The sequence below is a fragment of the Flavobacterium sp. Leaf82 genome, assembly GCF_001422725.1.
Classification (GTDB): domain Bacteria; phylum Bacteroidota; class Bacteroidia; order Flavobacteriales; family Flavobacteriaceae; genus Flavobacterium.
Map to the genome: position 1 here is coordinate 36,506 of NZ_LMMA01000023.1, position 18,138 is coordinate 54,643.

The following is an 18,138-nucleotide window of genomic DNA, read 5'->3' on the forward strand; positions in this document are numbered from 1 at the left end:
TCTAAAATCAGAAATCTAAAGTTTAAAATCCCAGATCTCTTTCGATTTCTTCCATTTCGATAATATCGTGTGCTTCTAAAAGAGAAGGAACCACAACTAATTTATCAGATATAGCATTAAAGTCAAGATCGTCGACTACAATTACAAAAGATTTTTTTGCTTTTTTTTGTTGTTTGGCAAGTGGTAAAAAAAGCTTTAAATCACTTTCAGACAATTCTGAATCTGCTGTTAAATCGATTATAATATTTTGTTTTTCAAAGGTTTTAAATTGCTGCGTTACTTTTTCCAGAAAAGATTTAAAATCTTTCTGAGTATCTTTAATCGTAACGGTATGTCCTTTTTGATCTACTTTCATCTTATAATATTGAAAAGCGAAGGTACGAAGTTTTTTTATTTTTTTGTTTCAAGTTTCAAGTTTCAGGTTGCTAAGCTGAACGTTCCAAAACCTTTGTGATAAAAAGTTAGTTTCAGGTTTGTCAGGCTGAGCGAAGTCGAAGCCTTTTTTTACTTATTAGCCTTCGACTTCGCTCAGGGTGACAATCATTTCAAATTCTGACCGTCACTGAAAACTGCGACTGAAAACTAAAACTATTGAATCTTAGAAGCCAGCAAATATATCACCGCCATTCTAATTGCTACACCATTCTCTACCTGATTCAAAATTACTGAATGATCAGAGTCGGCAACTTCAGATGTTATTTCTACTCCTCTGTTTATTGGTCCCGGGTGCATGATTACGATTTCTTTATTAAGAGAATCTAACAACGGTTTGTCTACTCCGTATTGTTGTGCATATTCACGTGTCGATGGAAAAAAGTTCACATCCATACGTTCGTTTTGTACCCGAAGCATATTTGCAACGTCACACCATTCTAAGGCTTTTCTTAAATTTGGTTCAACCGTAACACCCAATGATTCGATATATCTTGGAATCAATGTTTTTGGTCCGCAAACTTTAACCTCTGCGCCTTGCATTTGCAAAGCATATATATTTGATAAAGCAACTCTTGAATGCAGAATATCGCCTACAATAACTACTTTTTTTCCGGCTACATCACCTAATTTTTCTCTGATCGAATAACTGTCTAACAAAGCCTGAGTAGGATGTTCGTGTGCTCCGTCTCCGGCGTTTACGATACTTGCTTTGACATTTTTAGATAAAAAATAAGCCGCTCCGGGATTGGAGTGGCGCATTACAACCATGTCTACTTTCATGGAAAGGATATTATTTACAGTATCAATCAGGGTTTCTCCTTTTTTAACAGAAGACTGAGCTGCTGAGAAACTAATAACATCTGCTGATAATCGTTTTTGTGCTAACTCGAACGAAAGTTTTGTTCTGGTACTGTTCTCGAAGAAAATGTTAGCAATGGTAATATCTCGTAATGAAGGAACTTTTTTAATGGGTCTGTTAATGACTTCTTTAAAATGATCGGCAGTTTCAAAAATCAGGTTAATATCATTCTCTTTGATGTATTTTATTCCTAATAAATGATTTACACTTAATTCTTTCATTTTTATTTCTTTAATATTTAATTGTCAAATTCCTGAATTCCTGAAACATTCAGCCTTTTCATACTTCTTTTAAGAGCAGCTGCCCTATTGAACCATTCTGTCTACAACTTCACTGTAATCCTGAAGATCTCTTGCGTCTTCATCAAAAATCTTTTGCCATCTAAAACCAGGAATTTCAATTTTAGTTCTGGCAGAGCCGTCCCATTTTATTTTAAAATCGTTATTTATTAAAACTTCGGCAACTCGTTTTCCAACTTCTATTGTAATTGTATCATCTGAATTATCTACTTTCTGGAAAGCAATGTACAAACCTGGATTTTCAAGATCGATTGCTCTGGCTAAATCCTGTTCGTGATAAAAGCAATAACCATCAGACTCTACTTCGTTTTCCTGCAATTCTCTTTCAACCTCAACTACTTCATATTCACCGTCGGTTGTGGTGTAACCCGCATTGTGAAGCGCAATGATATTTTCATCGCCCAATTCATCAAACGCTTTTATTAATCTTTCCGTATCTGTTGGACTTTCCCATAGTTTACTTTCTGCAAGTAACTTTTGGTATTCTTCTCTTATTTTATCAAAAGCCCATTCTTCTGAGATTTCGTCTTCAAATTCGTTGTCTTCAATTTCTTCCAGTATGTTTTCCTGAATCTCATCAAGAGAATGAAATCCCATTCTGATCTGATTAAAAATTGATTCGTAAATAAAAGTTTCGTTCTCAGTCATGTGTTATTGTTTATTCGTTTTAATTGTTTAACTGTTTAATAATTAAATTAATTCGTTACCAGATGAACAACGTCTTCTCCTTCATTTTCTTTCCAGCTTACTTTTACTTTTTCGCCATTTATAGCATCAACCTGACGACCGCGATAATCGGGCTGAATAGGTAAATTACGGCTAAAACGTCTGTCGATTAACACTAATAATTCGATTTCTGAAGGTCGCCCAAAAGATTGAATTGCAGTTAACGCAGAACGAATGCTTCGTCCGGTAAACAATACATCATCAATAAAAATGACTTTCTTGTTTTCGACGATAAAATTTATTTGTGTTTTATTGGCTTCCAGCGGTTTATCAGTGCGACGAAAATCATCTCTAAAAAATGTGATGTCCAGATATCCCAAAGAAATTTCGGGAACCTGATATTCGTTTTCTAATATTTGTTTTAAACGTTCAGCTAAAAAAACGCCTCTTGGCTGAATCCCCACTAAAATAGTATCAGAGAAATCAAGGTGTTTTTCGATCAACTGACAAGCCAAACGATGGAGTATGATAGTAACTTCTTTTGAATTAAGTAATACTTTTTGGCTCATAATTAAGTGTAATGTTTGGTTGGGCAAATATACGAAATCAGAATTTATTTGTTGGGGTGTTGAGTGGGGAAATATTTTTTTTTAGAAATTGTAATGAAATTTTGAGTTGAGAAATGGATTTTTGGTATCTTTCTATATTTAATATTTAAAGTCAATAAAATCATTTTAGTAACATCAAAAATTCAATATTTTTCAAATATGATAAATCGAAATCATTTAAAAGAATTTATAAAAAATAATGAAAAAGAAATCCTTATTGATTACAGAGAAAAGCTTTACAACAATTTACAAGAAGTTATAAAAAAAGAAGAAAAACAAACACTGATTTTATTGATTTTGATTATTCTTTATTTCTTTGTAGATTATAAATCATTATCTGAAGTTTCCCTAGGTATACTTACAATAACAAATCCAGCAAATTTAGTTATTCAACTAATACCGATTATTTTTTCCACATTGCTTTTCAATCTGTTTCGCATTGGGAAAGATAGACAAGATTTACATGATAGCCTAAAGGAAATTACATCGCAATTAACAAGTAGTTTAATTAATCCTGAATCAAAAGATGAACTATTAAATAACACACTTTATAGACTATATCTTCCCAATTCAATTGGAAATTTTGCATCATCTATTACAGCTAGAAAGCGAATTTCCCTAATTGTTATTGGATTTATATTATTAATACCTTTTTTCATAATAGGAATACTACCCTTCTTGATAATTATTTTAATGCTATGTAATTTATGGATAACACAAATTGAAACTATATTGGGAATAATATCTTTTTCAATAACACTTTGGGTCTCAATTTCAATTTTTTTTTTCTTTTTTACTCCTCAACAAGAAGAAAATTTAAATATTTAATACCAAGAAAATCATATACAAATATGTATACAATAAATTCATAAGAATTCAGTCGTACCCGATCGCGCGGATGTTCAACTATAGCGCGGAGATTCTTTCCATATACACAAAGCGAATAACTCAAATAAAAAATGATTTACATCGATAAAACTACATTTCCACATTGTTATATTGAAGAAAAGAAATTTGACTGGGGAGAACCTTACGATATTATAACACCAATCTTCAATTTATATATCGATCCGCAGTTATCAGATATTGAATATACAATTGAAGTTTTAGGCAAAAATAATTTCAAAATTAATTTAGAAAAGCTTTATAATATTCTGCTTAACAAGGAAGAATATGATCGTATTGAAAACTTTAATACGCCAATTTTTAATAGGGAACTTTTATTAAATAATATCCAAAAATTTTTGAACTCAAATGAAGACCGGACTTCTCCGTGGAAACAATATTATGACGGATACTTAACCGAAAATGATTATTTGAAATCTATTGAAGAAGATCTGAATAGAATATTATTATTTGAACGAAAAGAATATTGATTAGATTAAAAAAACCGAATATTTTTAAGAAGAATAATACAAAAATTAAGTAATTTGGCGTTCATTAAAATCAATACAAAGTTCAAGAACGTTACATAAATCCATATTACAAAAACACAATAAACATTTCTATTTTAACTTTAAAATTGTGAGGCGTCAACACCATAAACACAGACATGATTATATGAAAAAAAAATTACTCTTAGTATTATCCTTAATCGTTTTGCAAAACAGCCATGCGCAATGGACTAAAATTACATCGCCATACGCAGGAAATTTATGGACTATTAAATTTTTTGATTCACAAAATGGATATATTGGCGGAAACACTGCCATTTTAAAAACTACTGATGGCGGCGCAACGTGGACATCAAAATCGATTACCAACTTTTTAATAAACAGTTTTTCTTTCCCAAGTGCAACTATCGGATATTATGGCTGCAATAATAACATTGTGGCAAAAACAACTGATGCAGGTTTAACCTGGACAAACCAGAATCCAAATGCAAGTCCTTATGCAATACTATCTGTAAGTTTCCCTACTGTATCTACCGGATATGCAGTTGGTGATGCAGGAACAATCAGAAAAACTACTGATGGCGGAACAACATGGGCGACTCAGGCTTCAGGTTTAACAACAGGAATAGAAGAAGTTCATTTTTTTGATGTGAATACCGGAATCTGCGTTGGAGACGGCGGTAAAATCAAAAGGACAACAAATGGAGGTGCAACATGGGTTACAATAGCGAGTGGAACTACGCAAAATCTATATGATATCTTTTTTATAAATGCAAATACAGGCTTTATAGTCGGAGGAACCGGTACAGTTCTTAAAACAACAAATGGCGGACAAACGTGGTCTGTTTTAACTACAGGAATTACAAGCTGGTTGTATTCTATTTGTTTTAAAGACGCATTAACAGGATATGCAGCAGGTGCTCAGGGAAAAATAATAAAAACTATAGATGGTGGTGTAACATGGACATCAGAAGTTTCAGGAGTAAGTAGCGCTAAAAGCATAAACGATATTATCTATATTAATAACAGATTTATTGCCGTGACAGATCAGGGAGAAATAATTACTGATGTTGCTACTTTAGGAACTGATGACAATATAAAAGAAGATGCTGCAGTTATTGTGTATCCAAATCCTACATCTGATTCTTTTTCTGTAGACTATCATAATGATGAAAATTTGACTTTAAAAGTAAATATTATTAATACAAACGGCGTTATAGTAAAATCTAAGGTTTTAAATGATAACCAAAGAACAATAAATGTAAAAGACCTAAGCAACGGAGTTTATATTGTTGAAATTAAAGCGGATCAATTTTCTGCTACTAAAAAATTGATCATTAAAAAATAAAAACGTAAGGTAAATAATCAATTTAAAACTATAAAAGATGAAAGTAAAAGTCACAGGAATTCCGGTTCTTGATCAGGAAAAGGCATTACAATTTTATACGGAGAAATTAGGTTTTATAAAAAAACACGATGTGCCTTTAGGCGAAAATAACAGATGGTTAACAGTAGTTTCTAAAGAAGAACCAGACGGAATTGAAATTTTATTAGAACCTGCGCCAAATCATTTTGAACCTGCCAAAACCTATCAAAGCGCTTTATTTGAAGCTGGGATTCCGTATACGCAATTTAATGTCGATAATCTTGAGGAAGAATATGGCAGATTGATTAATCTTGGCGTTGATTTCAGCATGAAACCTACTGAAATGGGAAATGTAAAAATTGCCATTCTTGATGATACTTGTGGGAATAGGATTCAGCTTATTGAGATGGTATAAAAATAAAAAATGACTACAGAATCTAAGAAAGAAAAGTTAATCGAAGAATTAAAAAAAGGCGAAAAATCTGGAATGATTAAAGATTTTAATCGTGATTTGTTTCTTGACAATCTTCACAAAAAATATTTACAAAAATAAGATCGATCTGATTTTTGCAATTTTAAAATTCCGTAGGAATGATTATATTGTAGTAACGGATTTTAATCCGTTGTAGAACGATGATCATTCTTTGTAGACTGGATTAAAATCCAGCCCTACAATATGGATCGAGCCGCTGGCTCTTTTTGAATATCTTTGATATTCTTTAAGATTAATCTAAATCATAGAACTTTTGAACTAAATTATGTAATACATTTTTTTGTTGTTTGAAGTAATTTTATTCTACGATAATTAGAATAGTAAATTCTTTTTAAAACAATTAAAACAGCAAAATCATGCAAAAGAACATTACACGTTTGTTAATGGTATTCGTAATACTATTTTCATTTACAAGTTGCGAAGTTATTGGAGACATTTTTAAAGCCGGAATGGGATTCGGGATATTCATCGTAATCTTTATTGTTGCGATCATTATCTTTATATTCGCTAAGCTTTTTGGTAAAAAATAAAACATAAAAAAATCCCGTTCACTTATGCGAACGGGATTTCTTTTTTATTTAAAGCTAAGTTTTATTTAGCGTACATTTTTGTTCTTAATTCCTGAACTTTTTCGTCGTCAAGATATTCATCAAATGTCATATAACGATCGATCGCTCCGTTTGGTGTAAGTTCTACTACTCTATTACCTACAGTTTGTGCAAACTCGTGGTCATGTGTGGTAAAAATTACAGATCCTTTAAAGTTTTTCAAAGAGTTGTTAAAAGCTGTAATCGACTCCAGATCTAAGTGATTCGTTGGTTCATCAAGCATTAAGATATTTGCTCTTTCCATCATCATTCTTGAAAGCATACAACGTACTTTTTCTCCTCCTGATAATACACGGCTTGTTTTTAAAGCTTCTTCTCCTGAGAAAATCATTTTTCCTAAGAATCCTCTAATAAATACTTCGTCACGCTCTTCTTCTGTTTTTGCGTATTGACGCAACCAGTCTACCAATGTTAAATCATTTTCAAAGAAAGAATGATTTTCAGCCGGTAAATAAGCTTGGTTTGTTGTAATTCCCCAATCAAAAGTTCCTGAATCTGCTTTTTGTTGGTTGTTTAAGATTTCGTAGAAAGCTGTTGTAGCACGTGAATCTTTAGAGAAAAGAACGATTTTATCGCCTTTTGCCATATTCAAATCTACACCTTTAAACAAAAGCTCTCCATCTACAGAAGCTTCTAAATTTTCGACATTCAAAATCTGATCTCCTGCTTCACGGTCCTGATCAAAGATAATCGCAGGATAACGACGGCTTGAAGGTTTGATATCTGAAATATTCAATTTAGAAATCATTTTTTTACGAGATGTTGCTTGTTTCGATTTTGCAACGTTGGCACTAAAACGACGAATAAATTCTTCTAATTCCTGTTTCTTTTCTTCTGCTTTTTTGTTTTGTTGTGCACGTTGTTTCGCCGCTAATTGGCTAGACTCGTACCAGAAAGTATAGTTTCCTGAATAGTGGTTGATTTTTCCAAAATCGATATCAGAAATATGTGTACAAACCGAATCTAAAAAGTGACGGTCGTGAGATACTACAATTACAGTATTTTCATAATTTGCCAAGAAATTTTCTAACCAAGTAATGGTTTCAAAATCCAGATCATTGGTAGGCTCATCCATAATAAGCAAATCAGGGTTTCCAAAAAGTGCTTGCGCCAAAAGCACACGTACTTTAATTTTTCCCTCAAGATCTCCCATTAATGTATAATGATGTTCTTCGTTGATTCCTAAGTTAGACAACATTGATGCGGCATCAGAATCTGCGTTCCATCCGTTCATTTCTTCGAACTGAACCTGAAGTTCTCCAATTCTGTCTGCGTTTTTATCGTTGTAGTCTAAATAAAGTTCATCCATTTCTTTTTTAACAGCATAAAGAACTTTATTTCCCATCAAAACAGTTTCCAAAACCGTATGCTCATCGAACATGTTGTGATTTTGGTTTAAAACCGACATACGTTTTCCCGGTTCTAAATGTATGTGCCCGGAAGTTGGATCGATATCGCCTGAAATGATTTTTAGAAAAGTAGATTTTCCAGCACCATTGGCTCCAATAACTCCATAAATATTTCCGTGTGTGAATGTGGTATTTACTTCGTCAAACAAAATTCGTTTGCCAAATTGAACTGATAAATTATTGACTGTTAACATGAATGTCTTTTTAATTAATTTGGTGCAAAAGTACGGAAAAAGGTTCAGAGTTGCAAAGGTACAAAGAGGCAAAGTTTTAATGTAAATGATCAGCTCTCTCGCAAAGTCGCAAAGAAAAGTTTTTTCCGCATTTTATGTCATTTCAACAGTGGAAAAATCTTCGCAAGAAACTCTACAAAGTTTGGATTGTCGTTGCGGAGTTTCTTGTGAGGATTTCTCATTCTTCGAAATGACAAACTAGACGAAAAGCACGAATAGTAAAAAACGCTACAACTTACTTTCTTTCTCAAGCGCCACTTCTAAGCTTTCAAAATTAGGCAGCACTTTTGCAATCATGCCTTCTTTATTCAATATAAAATGTGTTGGGAATGAATTGAGTTGTAAAGCTTCGTTCATATACACTTTCATGCCAGGAATTACGGCGTATGCCAAAGGCCTTTTGGTTAAAAATGTTTTCAATTGTTCCGGTGAATCTTCTGCCAGACTAACAAAAATAATATCCTGACGGTTTTTGTATGTTGCTGCCAGTTTATTTACTTGCGGAAATTCTTTTATACAGGGCGTGCAGTGAATGTACCAGCATTTTATAACTACAATTTTTCCTTTCATGGATTCATTTGAAATTAGATTTCCGTTTAAATCTTTAAAAGAGAATTTAGGAAATGGTTTCCCTTCCATTTCGAAATTTTTATAGGCATCAAAACCAATTTGGTTGATTGTGGCTTTTATACTGGTATCAGAATTGGGCTGAATCTGGAATAACTTATAATAGTAAACTAAATCTTCTGATTTTAATCGAATCGGAATGTAGTTTCCGTTTGCCAGTTGATCTAAAAAAGATCCTTTTGAAATTTCTTTTGAATTTGAATCTAATGCTGTAATATCTCTGGAAAGCATGATGTTTTTACTTTGATAAGCAGACCAATCTGTATACGTTTTTTGAATTTGAATGGGATCAACTTCCGGATTTTGGTATTTGGTTTGGGCGAATGAAGAAGTGAAAAATAAAAATGCTATTATACTTGTAATCGATTTTTGCATGAGTTTTTAAGATACAATTGGGTTTCAAAAGTAAAAAATTAATCTTAAACATTTTTAATTAGATTTACCTATATTCGCTAAAAATTCTGACTAAAAATGACGTTTCCCTTTCAATTTGAAATCTTTGAAAAAACATTTTACTGGCATTTTATATTTGAGACTTTAGCTTTTTTTATTGGTATAAGGGTTTACTATTTTCTAAAAAAAAGAATTCAGGATCCTATATCAGACACGAATCGTTTGATTATTATGATTGGAGCCATGATTGGGGCTTTGGTAGGTTCGAGAATAATTGCTTTATTAGAAAATCCATCACAAATTGCTCATCAGACTTTTTTAACTTTATATCAAAATAAAACTGTTGCCGGAGGTTTTTTAGGAGGATTAATGGGGGTTGAATTAATTAAGAAATGTATTGGCGTAAAAATCGCTTCGGGAGATTTATATGTAATTCCACTTATTGTTGCCTTATTTATTGGTCGGATTGGCTGTTTTTCGATGGGAATCGCTGAACCAACTTATGGCAACGAAACTACTTTTTTTACAGGAATGAATTTAGGTGACGGATTAAAAAGACATCCTATTGCCTTATATGAAATGGTGTTTATGATTTTGCTTTTTATCTTTTTTGAGAAGATAAAAAACAAAAAACTGATTAATGGTGACCGTTTTAAGCTTTTTATGGTTTTGTATTTTCTCTTTCGGTTTTTAGTCGAATTCTTAAAACCTTATGAATCTTTATTTCTTAATCTGAGCAGTATTCAATGGAGTTCTATATTTATTTTTGGCTACTATTGGAAGTTTTTATGCCGAATATCTGCCTTTAAAAACAATTAAAATTTTACTTTACAATATAAATTTAATTTAATGAAAACTCGCGATTATATATTTTACGACTATACCAAAAGTTTATGCCATTATTGTCTGGCTCTTGTAGATACTAAAATTGTATTTCAGGATGACAAAGTCTGGATGCTGAAAAATTGCAAAACTCATGGCGAAATGAGATCTATGATTGCTGATGATGTCAATTATTATAAGCAGTTGCGTAATTACAATAAGCAGTCTGAAATGCCCTTAAAATTCAATACAAAAGTGCATTATGGCTGTCCTTATGATTGCGGATTGTGTACAGATCACGAACAGCATTCGTGTTTGACAATTGTAGAAGTTACAGATCGATGTAATCTCGCCTGCCCTACTTGTTACGCGAGTTCCGGGCCTAATTATGGCAGGCATCGTACTCTGGAAGAAATCGAAAAAATGTTTGATACTGTTGTAGCAAACGAAGGAGAACCAGACGTGGTTCAGATTTCTGGTGGGGAACCAACTGTACATCCTGAATTTTTTAAAATTTTAGATATTGCCAAAAGTAAACCTATCAAGCATTTAATGCTAAATACAAATGGTATTCGAATTGCAAAAGACATTAAATTTGCAGAAAAACTGGCTGCTTATATGCCTGATTTTGAAATCTATCTGCAATTTGACAGTTTTAAACCTGAGGTGTTAGAAAAATTACGAGGAGAAGATTTAACCGAAGTGCGCAAAAAAGCAATCGAACATTTGAATCAGTTTAATATTTCGACCACTTTAGTAATTACGCTTCAAAAAGGAGAAAATGACGATGAAATTGGTCAGATAATTGAGTATGCTTTACAGCAAAAATGTGTCCGTGGCGTTACATTTCAGCCTACTCAGGTTGCCGGACGAAATGATAATTATGATGATTTTTCAGGAAGGATTACATTGACTGAAGTACGTAGAAAAATTTACGAACAATATCCGGTTTTTACACCACAAGATTTAATTCCGGTTCCGTGTAATCCAGATGCTTTATGCATGGCTTATGCATTGAAAATTGACGGGGAAGTATTTCCTATGACGCATTTGATAAATCCGGAAGATTTATTGAATAACTCAAAAAATACAATAGTTTTTGAGCATGATGAAAAACTAAAAACGCATATGCTAAATTTGTTTAGTACAGGAATTTCTGTTGATTGTGCCGAAGGTGAATTTAGTGAACTTATGTGCTGTTTACCTAGAGTGCAATCTGACTCACTGAATTACAATAATTTATTCCGTATTTTAATCATGAATTTTATGGATGCCCATGACTTTGATGTCAGGGCAGTTAAAAAATCATGTGTTCATATTGTAAGCGATAAAATGAAGATTATTCCGTTTGAGACGATGAATTTATTCTACAGGGATAATAAAATAGATCAAATTAGAGAAAAATTAAATGTTTAATAAAAACTTTTAAAATATGGAGGGTTTAGTGTTTTTAGGATTTATTCTTGTGGTAATGTTTTTAATTGGTCTTTTTGGTTTAATTTTTTCTACAGATAGCAAGAAATTTTATTTACGACTTATGTTAGTTCCTATAATTATTGTTGTTATAGGGTTTGGTACCTGTGTTGCAATATTGAGTAATATGTAACTTTTTGACTTAAAAATTAAAAGCGCTAAATGATTTTAGTGCAAACGATGACAACATTGTGGTCATTTTCACTTATTTATGGCACGCGGATGATACGGATTCGCTATCGCGAAAACGCGGATTTATGCGGATTTTTTATTACTACGATTCTTTTAGTCATTGCGAGGAACGAAGCAATCTCATTTGCTAAATCAATTTTTAGTGTGGTTGCTTCGTTCCTCGCAATGACAATATTGTGGTTGCATTACGTTTCAAGGGATTAAAATCCCTCGCTACAAAATAAATCATTCCTTCGGAATTTTATAAAGAGTTCCAGAGGAACTAAACATATTGTAGGGATGGATTTTAATCCATTCTACGCAGTTATAATCGACAATCTTGTTCGAAATATTTATGGTCATTTTACTTATTTATGGCACGCGGATGATAAGGATTCGCTATCGCAAAGACGCTGATTTATGCGGATTTTTTATTACTACGATTATTTTAGTCATTGCGAGGAACGAAGCAATCTCATTTGCTAAATCAATTTTTAGTGTGGTTGCTTCGTTCCTCGCAATGACAATATTATGGTTGCATTACGTTTCAAGGGATTAAAATCCCTCGCTACAAAATAAATCATTCCTTCGGAATTTTATAAAGAGTTCAGAGGAACTAAACATATTGTAGGGATGGATTTTAATCCATTCAACGCGGTTATAATCGACAATCTTGTTCGAAATATTGTGGTTACTTTGTTTTTTCGCAAACTAATAATGTGTATTTAAACTGTAACTTTTTATGAAACCAAATGTCCTAGCCCTGATAGAAGTGGAAATCCTTTTATTTTTTTTCTTTAAAAAATAAAAGATTGAAACGGATAGCAGGAAATAGCTCCTAAAAAAAATCATTATCGTTTTAGTTCATTTTAAACCATAAAAAAACCTGGCAATAAATTGCCAGGTTCATAATGCTCTACTTCGGGTGAAAACCAAATAACAAATCACCTAAATTCGATACATTTATTCGAAATAAAAATTAGATTAAAAAATAAATAACCAAACTCAATTTTAACCGTTCCAATATTTTATTTCTAGATTTTCATTCCTGAACCTTAGTTTAAAAAGTTCATTACTTTGAATGATTTTTTATTTCCTGCTTTGTCAGTTACCACAACTATAAACAATTGTTTTGTTGAGAAACTTTGGTTTTGAAGCAGTACTTCTTTATTATTCTGAACATTTTGGTAGTTTACCAATGATTGTCCAATTGTATTAAATACGTCTACGTGTGCAATTTCTTCGGCTTCATTTGTTACCGATAATGCATTGTTTTTAAAGTAAACGATTGTATTGCTTTTTACTTCTATTTTGTCAAGTGCTAATGTTTTTGCTGATGACTGTGAAGCAAAATAAGCGGCATAGGCTTTAGATAATTCAGATGAATTTCCACAAGAAGATGCATCCCAGTTTACAGACCAAGTCATTAAACCTCTTAAAGAAGGATATGGTCCGCCTGGCTGCATTGTGTATGTTCTTCCTGAAAAAGTAGTTCCTGTTCTTAAATAATTCATGGCACTAATTCCTTCTGCCGGTGTTAAATATCCGCTACCTGCTGCACTTGGACAAGCTGGTAATGCAATAAGAACTTTTGAGGCTGGTAAACCATCAAAACGCATTCCTGTTGTAGCAATGTTATATCCTTTTATCACCATATCGGTTAGGGCTGTTACCATGTTTGCTTTTTTAGCTGAACCATAATATTGACCATCTAATCCGTTTTCTCCTCCTGTATTATACAATTGTACGGCTAACAAATCTAATTCGTTACGTAGGTTTTGAATGATTGGAAGGAAAGAACCAAAAGTATCTGTATAAGTAGAATATCCTCCTTGTACGTATTGTGTTTCAGGAGCTGCAGTTAATAAAAATCCAGGTCCATAATATGCTTTTAATTCTTTGAAAGCATCTACTACGTTTTTCAATCTTGGATAAGCAGAAATACCCGCATAAGAAATATCTCTTAAACCTCCTGCATTAAAATTCATCGATCCGCCTTCGAAATCAATATCAACTCCATCAAATTGATACTCGTCAATAATGGCTTTCAGACCATTTACAAAAATATTTTTTTGAGCTACATTGTCTAAAACAACATGACCATTTTGACCTCCGATAGAAACAATAACAGGAACGCCGCTATCTCTTAAGGATTTTATATCGTTTTTCAACAATTGTTTATTGAAAACTCCATTTGTCAAATATCTGGTGTCATTTGTAGTTAATACTGGTGTATAACCGTCACGATTAACTGTTTCTACGAAAGAATAATCGACTACGTTAAACTTACTTCCTACCATTTGAGAAAAATATAAAAATGGAGCACCTGCATTTTCCCAAGAATGTGCATATCCTAAAATAATTTTAGACGGAAGCGGAATAAATCTATTTGTGCTCACTGGAGCAATTTTGATTGTATTGTTTAATGTAGTTACACCAGATTGATTATCGGTTGCTTTGATTACAACTGGATAATCCTGATATGCAGATGGTGTAAAATTATACGTATACGTACTATTTGCACCTGCTGTCATATTAAATGTACCTCCATTTATTGTAATAGTAACACCTGAAACTGATCCGTTACTATCAACAGCTGTAACTGAAATTGGCACAACCTGAAAAGTACTTTGGTTTACAGTAGTATTCGATGGTGAATTCCAAGTAATTACAGGTAATGAATTAGGGCAGTTTGCACCTGAACAATTTAATGTAAAACTATATGTTTTTGAATCTGTTGATCCGTTTGATGCCGTTGCCGTTACAGTTAACGTATGAGAAAGTGAAAACTGATTTGCTACTGGTGTCCAAACCGCTGTATAAGTTCCTGAAGAATTCGTAGCACTCAGGCTTTGTCCGTCTAAACTAAATACAACAGATGAGATTGTAGTGGCATCAACAGCACTTAATCCAACACTTGCAACAAAATTAATTGCTGATCCTAAATTTATAGCAATCGCCGAAGCTGTTGGCGCTGTAATGGTAACTACTGGCTTAGTTGCAACCACGGCTTGTCTGTTAAAATTATAAACCGTTGCAGTTGTTGGAACTGCAAAGTTGGCAAGGTTATTTGGATAATAAGTCACATCGCCATTTTCCCAAGCGTTTAATTTCAAACTTAAGATTTGTGTATAACCTGCTACAACTGAATTATCGAAAGTATAATTTCCTGATGCATCTGTTGTTGCTAAAACACTTTTCCAGTTGTGTGTATTATCTGTCCAGGGTAAAACGATTTCTACTTTTGCTCCTGCAACTGCAACTGTTCCGTTTTTAACGGTTCCGCTGATTAAGTTTGCGGCTGCCAATGCTAATTTTGCTGTAGAACTTGTATTGAAGTTGTAAACTGTTGGGTTTACAGGAACTGCAAAGTTTGCCAGATTATTTGGGAAGTAGCTCACTTCTCCATTCTCCCAAGAGTTTAGTTTTAAACTTGTAACGGTTGTATATCCTGCTACAACTGCATTATCAAAACTGTATTTTCCTTGTGCATCTGTTGTTGCAATAACGCTTTTCCAGTTATGAGTATTATCTGTCCAAGGCAAAACTAATTCTACTTTTGCGCCTGAAACAGGATTTGCTCCATTTTTAACTGTTCCGCTAATTTTGTTTGTTCCAACAACAATAACGTCCTGAGAGAAGTTTAATGTTTTGTTGGCTGTTAAATTAGTATAAACTGTTGAAGCCGGTGTATAAGTTTGTCCTGTTAAAGCTGCCGTTACTGTATAGTTTCCGCCAGAAGGCAAACTAAGTGAGTAAGCACCGCTCGCATTTGTAACTGCTGCGTAACTTCCTCCTGTAAAAGAAGCGGTAACTGTTACACCAGAAACCGGAGTTGTATTGTTTAAAACTGTACCACTTACTGTGTAATTTACAACTGGTGGACCTTGAGTAAAATTCAATGTTTTATTTGCATCAATTGCATTATAAACTGTAGAAGCCGGAGTGTATGAGAATCCTGATTTTGCAGCTGTAACCGTAAAATTAAGACCTGCTCCCAAACCTGCCACGCTATAAACTCCGCTTGCATTAGAAACCGCAGTTAAAACTGTTGTTCCTGATGTTGCAGTAACAGTTACGCCAGAAACTCCGGTTGTTCCGTTAAGAACTGTTCCGCTTACTGTATAAGTTGGCTGAGATCCGTTGATAACAACAGCAGTTTGATTTACCGTAACGTTTGTAAGTGTTACCGGAGTAAATGTATAAGTAGCTTTTAAAGCTGTAAGTGTATAATTTTGACCTGAAGTTAAGTTACTAAATGTAAAATTACCTCCTGTAGAAACTACTGTTTGCAATATTACATTGCTCGCATTGCGCAATTCAACTGTAACATCCGGCACTAAAGCTGAACCATTTTTTACTGAACCTGCAATACTTACTGTTCCCGGAACAACGCTGCCAAAAGAAGTATCAACCTGATTGATCAATGCATTTGGAACTGCTCCTCTTGTATCCTGAGATAACTCCCAGATCATACCACCGGCAAGATTTTTAGATTTTATATATTGTACTTTTAAATCCATTGATTGCTTATCTTCATAAGAGATAAACTGTTTTAAAGTAGCATTATACAAATAAGGAACTTTTGTAGTATTATCAAAATAACGTACCCATCCTGCAGCCGCTGCAGTTGATGTAACCATCATGGTATTTGGATCTAAATAAGCATGTGAATTTGTAACCGGATTACCTACTAAATCACATATTTCGATACTTCCTGATTTCTCACAAGCTGCCGGACCATCCCAGGTTCCTGTTGGATTTTGCGGATTTGTACACCCTGAAACTGTATATCTTGGTGCAGCAACAAATAATCCTGGTAAATTAGGAGTAGTTCCGTTATTGGCAACATTATCGAATTTTTTACCGTAGAAAGGCAATCCCATGATTAATTTATTCGCAGGAAAACCAACTACATTCAAATATTGATTGGTTAATTCGTCTAATGATTCTGATTGCGTTGCACCATATAACGGATCATTTGTGTTTCCGCTTGCATATAAAGGAGCGTTGTAACATGTTTTATCATACCAGTTTCCACCAAAATCATATCCAAAATAAGTGATGTAATCACAATAAGTAGAAATGTCTTCTGTCATTCCGTATTGTGTTCTGTTGTTTGGCCCTAAATATTGTTTAGAGACATTTCGAACATTGTTTCCTGCAGCAATCGTAACTAATTTATTTGGCATTGCCTGACGCATTGCTTTTAATAAATAAACTAAGTTTTTGTTGTCATCCGGACTGTACTTTTGCGGAGGAATTGGAGCTCCGTTTATCACTTCGGTACCGTCTGTTCCTCCAGAAAGAGGATATTCCCAGTCAATATCGAATCCATCAATAAATGGATAAGTAACAATAAATTTTGCCATATCTGCAGCTAAAGCAGCTCTTGCAACAGGACTTGCTGCAATTGGAGAAAGATCCTGACCTTTGGTCCATCCTCCAACAGAGATTAAGATTTTTAAGTGCGGATACTTTTCTTTTAACTTTTTCAAGTCATAAAAATTTCCTTTTACAGGAGCATCCCACGGAATTCCACCTTCCATATGCTCAAAATCAGCATAGGAATCTAAGCATAACAACTTTGTATTCTCCGGATGTGCCGGATCATAAGTTGTACCATAAAACGAATAATTCAAATGCGTCAATTTACTTCCGTCTATCTTAGGGACATTAAAATCCCGGGCATAGATAGACCATTGCGCATAATACCCTACTACTTTTTTACCGTGAGCTGGTTGTGCTAACGCAAGCAAGGGAAACAGTAACAAAAAAAGCAATCTGTAATAATGTTTCATAATTAAATTAATATTGGTTAATAGAAAATAAATATTCCAATTACGATACCTTACACGCTCAAAAAAGCATGTAAATACAACAACTGGGATTCAATTGATTGCAAATAGAAAACATTGCAACCCATTGGAAATGAATTCATATTACTTCTAAAAATAAATACTACTATTACCGATTATCCATAATCATTAGTAAATAGCACTGATTGATATTTATTTAATTTTTTAAAAAAATTAGATTAAACAAAAAAGATAAATTTGGGGTTTATCAATTTTTAATACTTTACTTATTTGTCATGTTTTTATTCTCTTTATTTGGTTTTAAGATGTTAATACTATTATTGATGGTTATTTTTCATATTCTTTTGATAACTAAGATTTAAGCGTGTATTATTTACCATATCTACCTCTACCAGAAGTATCTGGCAGAGATAAATAAATTACTAATAATCATAGGGTAACATACTAATTACTAACTCAAACC

Annotated in this window: 15 protein-coding genes; 8 read left to right on the forward strand and 7 right to left on the reverse strand. The window is 33.2% G+C overall.

All coding sequences use genetic code 11. The features are described 5' to 3' along the window. Window positions 1-22: 22 nt before the first annotated feature. The 4 genes from ASF10_RS12620 to pyrR all read right to left on the reverse strand — a co-directional run bounded on the left by ASF10_RS12620 (window position 23) and on the right by pyrR (window position 2,828). Entirely contained in the window at window positions 23-355 is a 333-nt protein-coding gene (locus ASF10_RS12620) for a hypothetical protein (RefSeq protein ID WP_056249711.1), read from the reverse strand. Between the two features lie 233 nt (window positions 356-588). Further along, the gene (locus ASF10_RS12625) at window positions 589-1,515 is read right to left on the reverse strand and encodes an aspartate carbamoyltransferase catalytic subunit (RefSeq protein ID WP_056249713.1); all 927 of its coding nucleotides are present in this window, start codon (window positions 1,513-1,515) and stop codon (window positions 589-591) included. Between the two features lie 84 nt (window positions 1,516-1,599). Then, entirely contained in the window at window positions 1,600-2,241 is a 642-nt protein-coding gene (locus ASF10_RS12630) for a DUF6891 domain-containing protein (RefSeq protein ID WP_056249716.1), read from the reverse strand. 47 nt (window positions 2,242-2,288) lie between these two features. Next, the gene (gene pyrR, locus ASF10_RS12635; RefSeq protein WP_056249720.1) at window positions 2,289-2,828 is read right to left on the reverse strand and encodes a bifunctional pyr operon transcriptional regulator/uracil phosphoribosyltransferase PyrR; all 540 of its coding nucleotides are present in this window, start codon (window positions 2,826-2,828) and stop codon (window positions 2,289-2,291) included. Window positions 2,829-3,026: 198 nt separating this feature from the next. Here pyrR and ASF10_RS12640 point away from each other — a divergent pair, with 198 nt between their 5' ends. The 6 genes from ASF10_RS12640 to ASF10_RS24350 all read left to right on the forward strand — a co-directional run bounded on the left by ASF10_RS12640 (window position 3,027) and on the right by ASF10_RS24350 (window position 6,650). After that, on the forward strand, window positions 3,027-3,695 hold the full coding sequence (locus ASF10_RS12640) for a hypothetical protein (RefSeq protein WP_056249721.1): 669 nt from the start codon (window positions 3,027-3,029) through the stop codon (window positions 3,693-3,695). Window positions 3,696-3,826: 131 nt separating this feature from the next. Beyond that, window positions 3,827-4,243: a hypothetical protein gene (locus tag ASF10_RS12645; RefSeq protein ID WP_056249724.1), complete on the forward strand. Its 417-nt coding sequence runs from the start codon at window positions 3,827-3,829 to the stop codon at window positions 4,241-4,243. Between the two features lie 184 nt (window positions 4,244-4,427). Continuing rightward, window positions 4,428-5,609: a YCF48-related protein gene (locus tag ASF10_RS12650; RefSeq protein ID WP_056249726.1), complete on the forward strand. Its 1,182-nt coding sequence runs from the start codon at window positions 4,428-4,430 to the stop codon at window positions 5,607-5,609. Window positions 5,610-5,646: 37 nt separating this feature from the next. Continuing rightward, window positions 5,647-6,042 carry a VOC family protein gene (locus ASF10_RS12655; protein ID WP_056249728.1) on the forward strand — a complete coding sequence of 132 codons (396 nt, stop codon included), beginning with the start codon at window positions 5,647-5,649 and terminating at the stop codon, window positions 6,040-6,042. A gap of 9 nt (window positions 6,043-6,051) precedes the next feature. After that, window positions 6,052-6,180, forward strand: coding sequence for a hypothetical protein (locus tag ASF10_RS24620; RefSeq protein ID WP_262487325.1), 129 nt, complete (start codon window positions 6,052-6,054; stop codon window positions 6,178-6,180). Window positions 6,181-6,476: 296 nt separating this feature from the next. After that, complete coding sequence (locus tag ASF10_RS24350; protein ID WP_165606662.1) at window positions 6,477-6,650, forward strand: hypothetical protein; 174 nt, start codon at window positions 6,477-6,479, stop codon at window positions 6,648-6,650. A 61-nt stretch (window positions 6,651-6,711) separates the two neighbouring features. Here ASF10_RS24350 and ASF10_RS12660 read toward each other — a convergent pair whose 3' ends face one another. After that, window positions 6,712-8,331, reverse strand: coding sequence for an ABC-F family ATP-binding cassette domain-containing protein (locus ASF10_RS12660; protein ID WP_056249731.1), 1,620 nt, complete (start codon window positions 8,329-8,331; stop codon window positions 6,712-6,714). Between the two features lie 267 nt (window positions 8,332-8,598). Beyond that, window positions 8,599-9,372 carry a TlpA family protein disulfide reductase gene (locus tag ASF10_RS12665; RefSeq protein ID WP_056249734.1) on the reverse strand — a complete coding sequence of 258 codons (774 nt, stop codon included), beginning with the start codon at window positions 9,370-9,372 and terminating at the stop codon, window positions 8,599-8,601. 96 nt (window positions 9,373-9,468) lie between these two features. Between ASF10_RS12665 and ASF10_RS12670 the strand changes: the two genes are divergently transcribed. Together ASF10_RS12670 and ASF10_RS12675 are read left to right on the forward strand one after the other, a co-directional pair. Then, on the forward strand, window positions 9,469-10,209 hold the full coding sequence (locus ASF10_RS12670) for a prolipoprotein diacylglyceryl transferase (RefSeq protein ID WP_056249737.1): 741 nt from the start codon (window positions 9,469-9,471) through the stop codon (window positions 10,207-10,209). A 30-nt stretch (window positions 10,210-10,239) separates the two neighbouring features. Continuing rightward, window positions 10,240-11,628, forward strand: coding sequence for a radical SAM protein (locus ASF10_RS12675; protein WP_056249739.1), 1,389 nt, complete (start codon window positions 10,240-10,242; stop codon window positions 11,626-11,628). Between the two features lie 1,283 nt (window positions 11,629-12,911). Here the strand turns inward: ASF10_RS12675 and chiA are convergent. After that, complete coding sequence (gene chiA, locus ASF10_RS12680) at window positions 12,912-17,657, reverse strand: T9SS-translocated chitinase ChiA (protein WP_056249741.1); 4,746 nt, start codon at window positions 17,655-17,657, stop codon at window positions 12,912-12,914. Window positions 17,658-18,138: the final 481 nt, after the last annotated feature.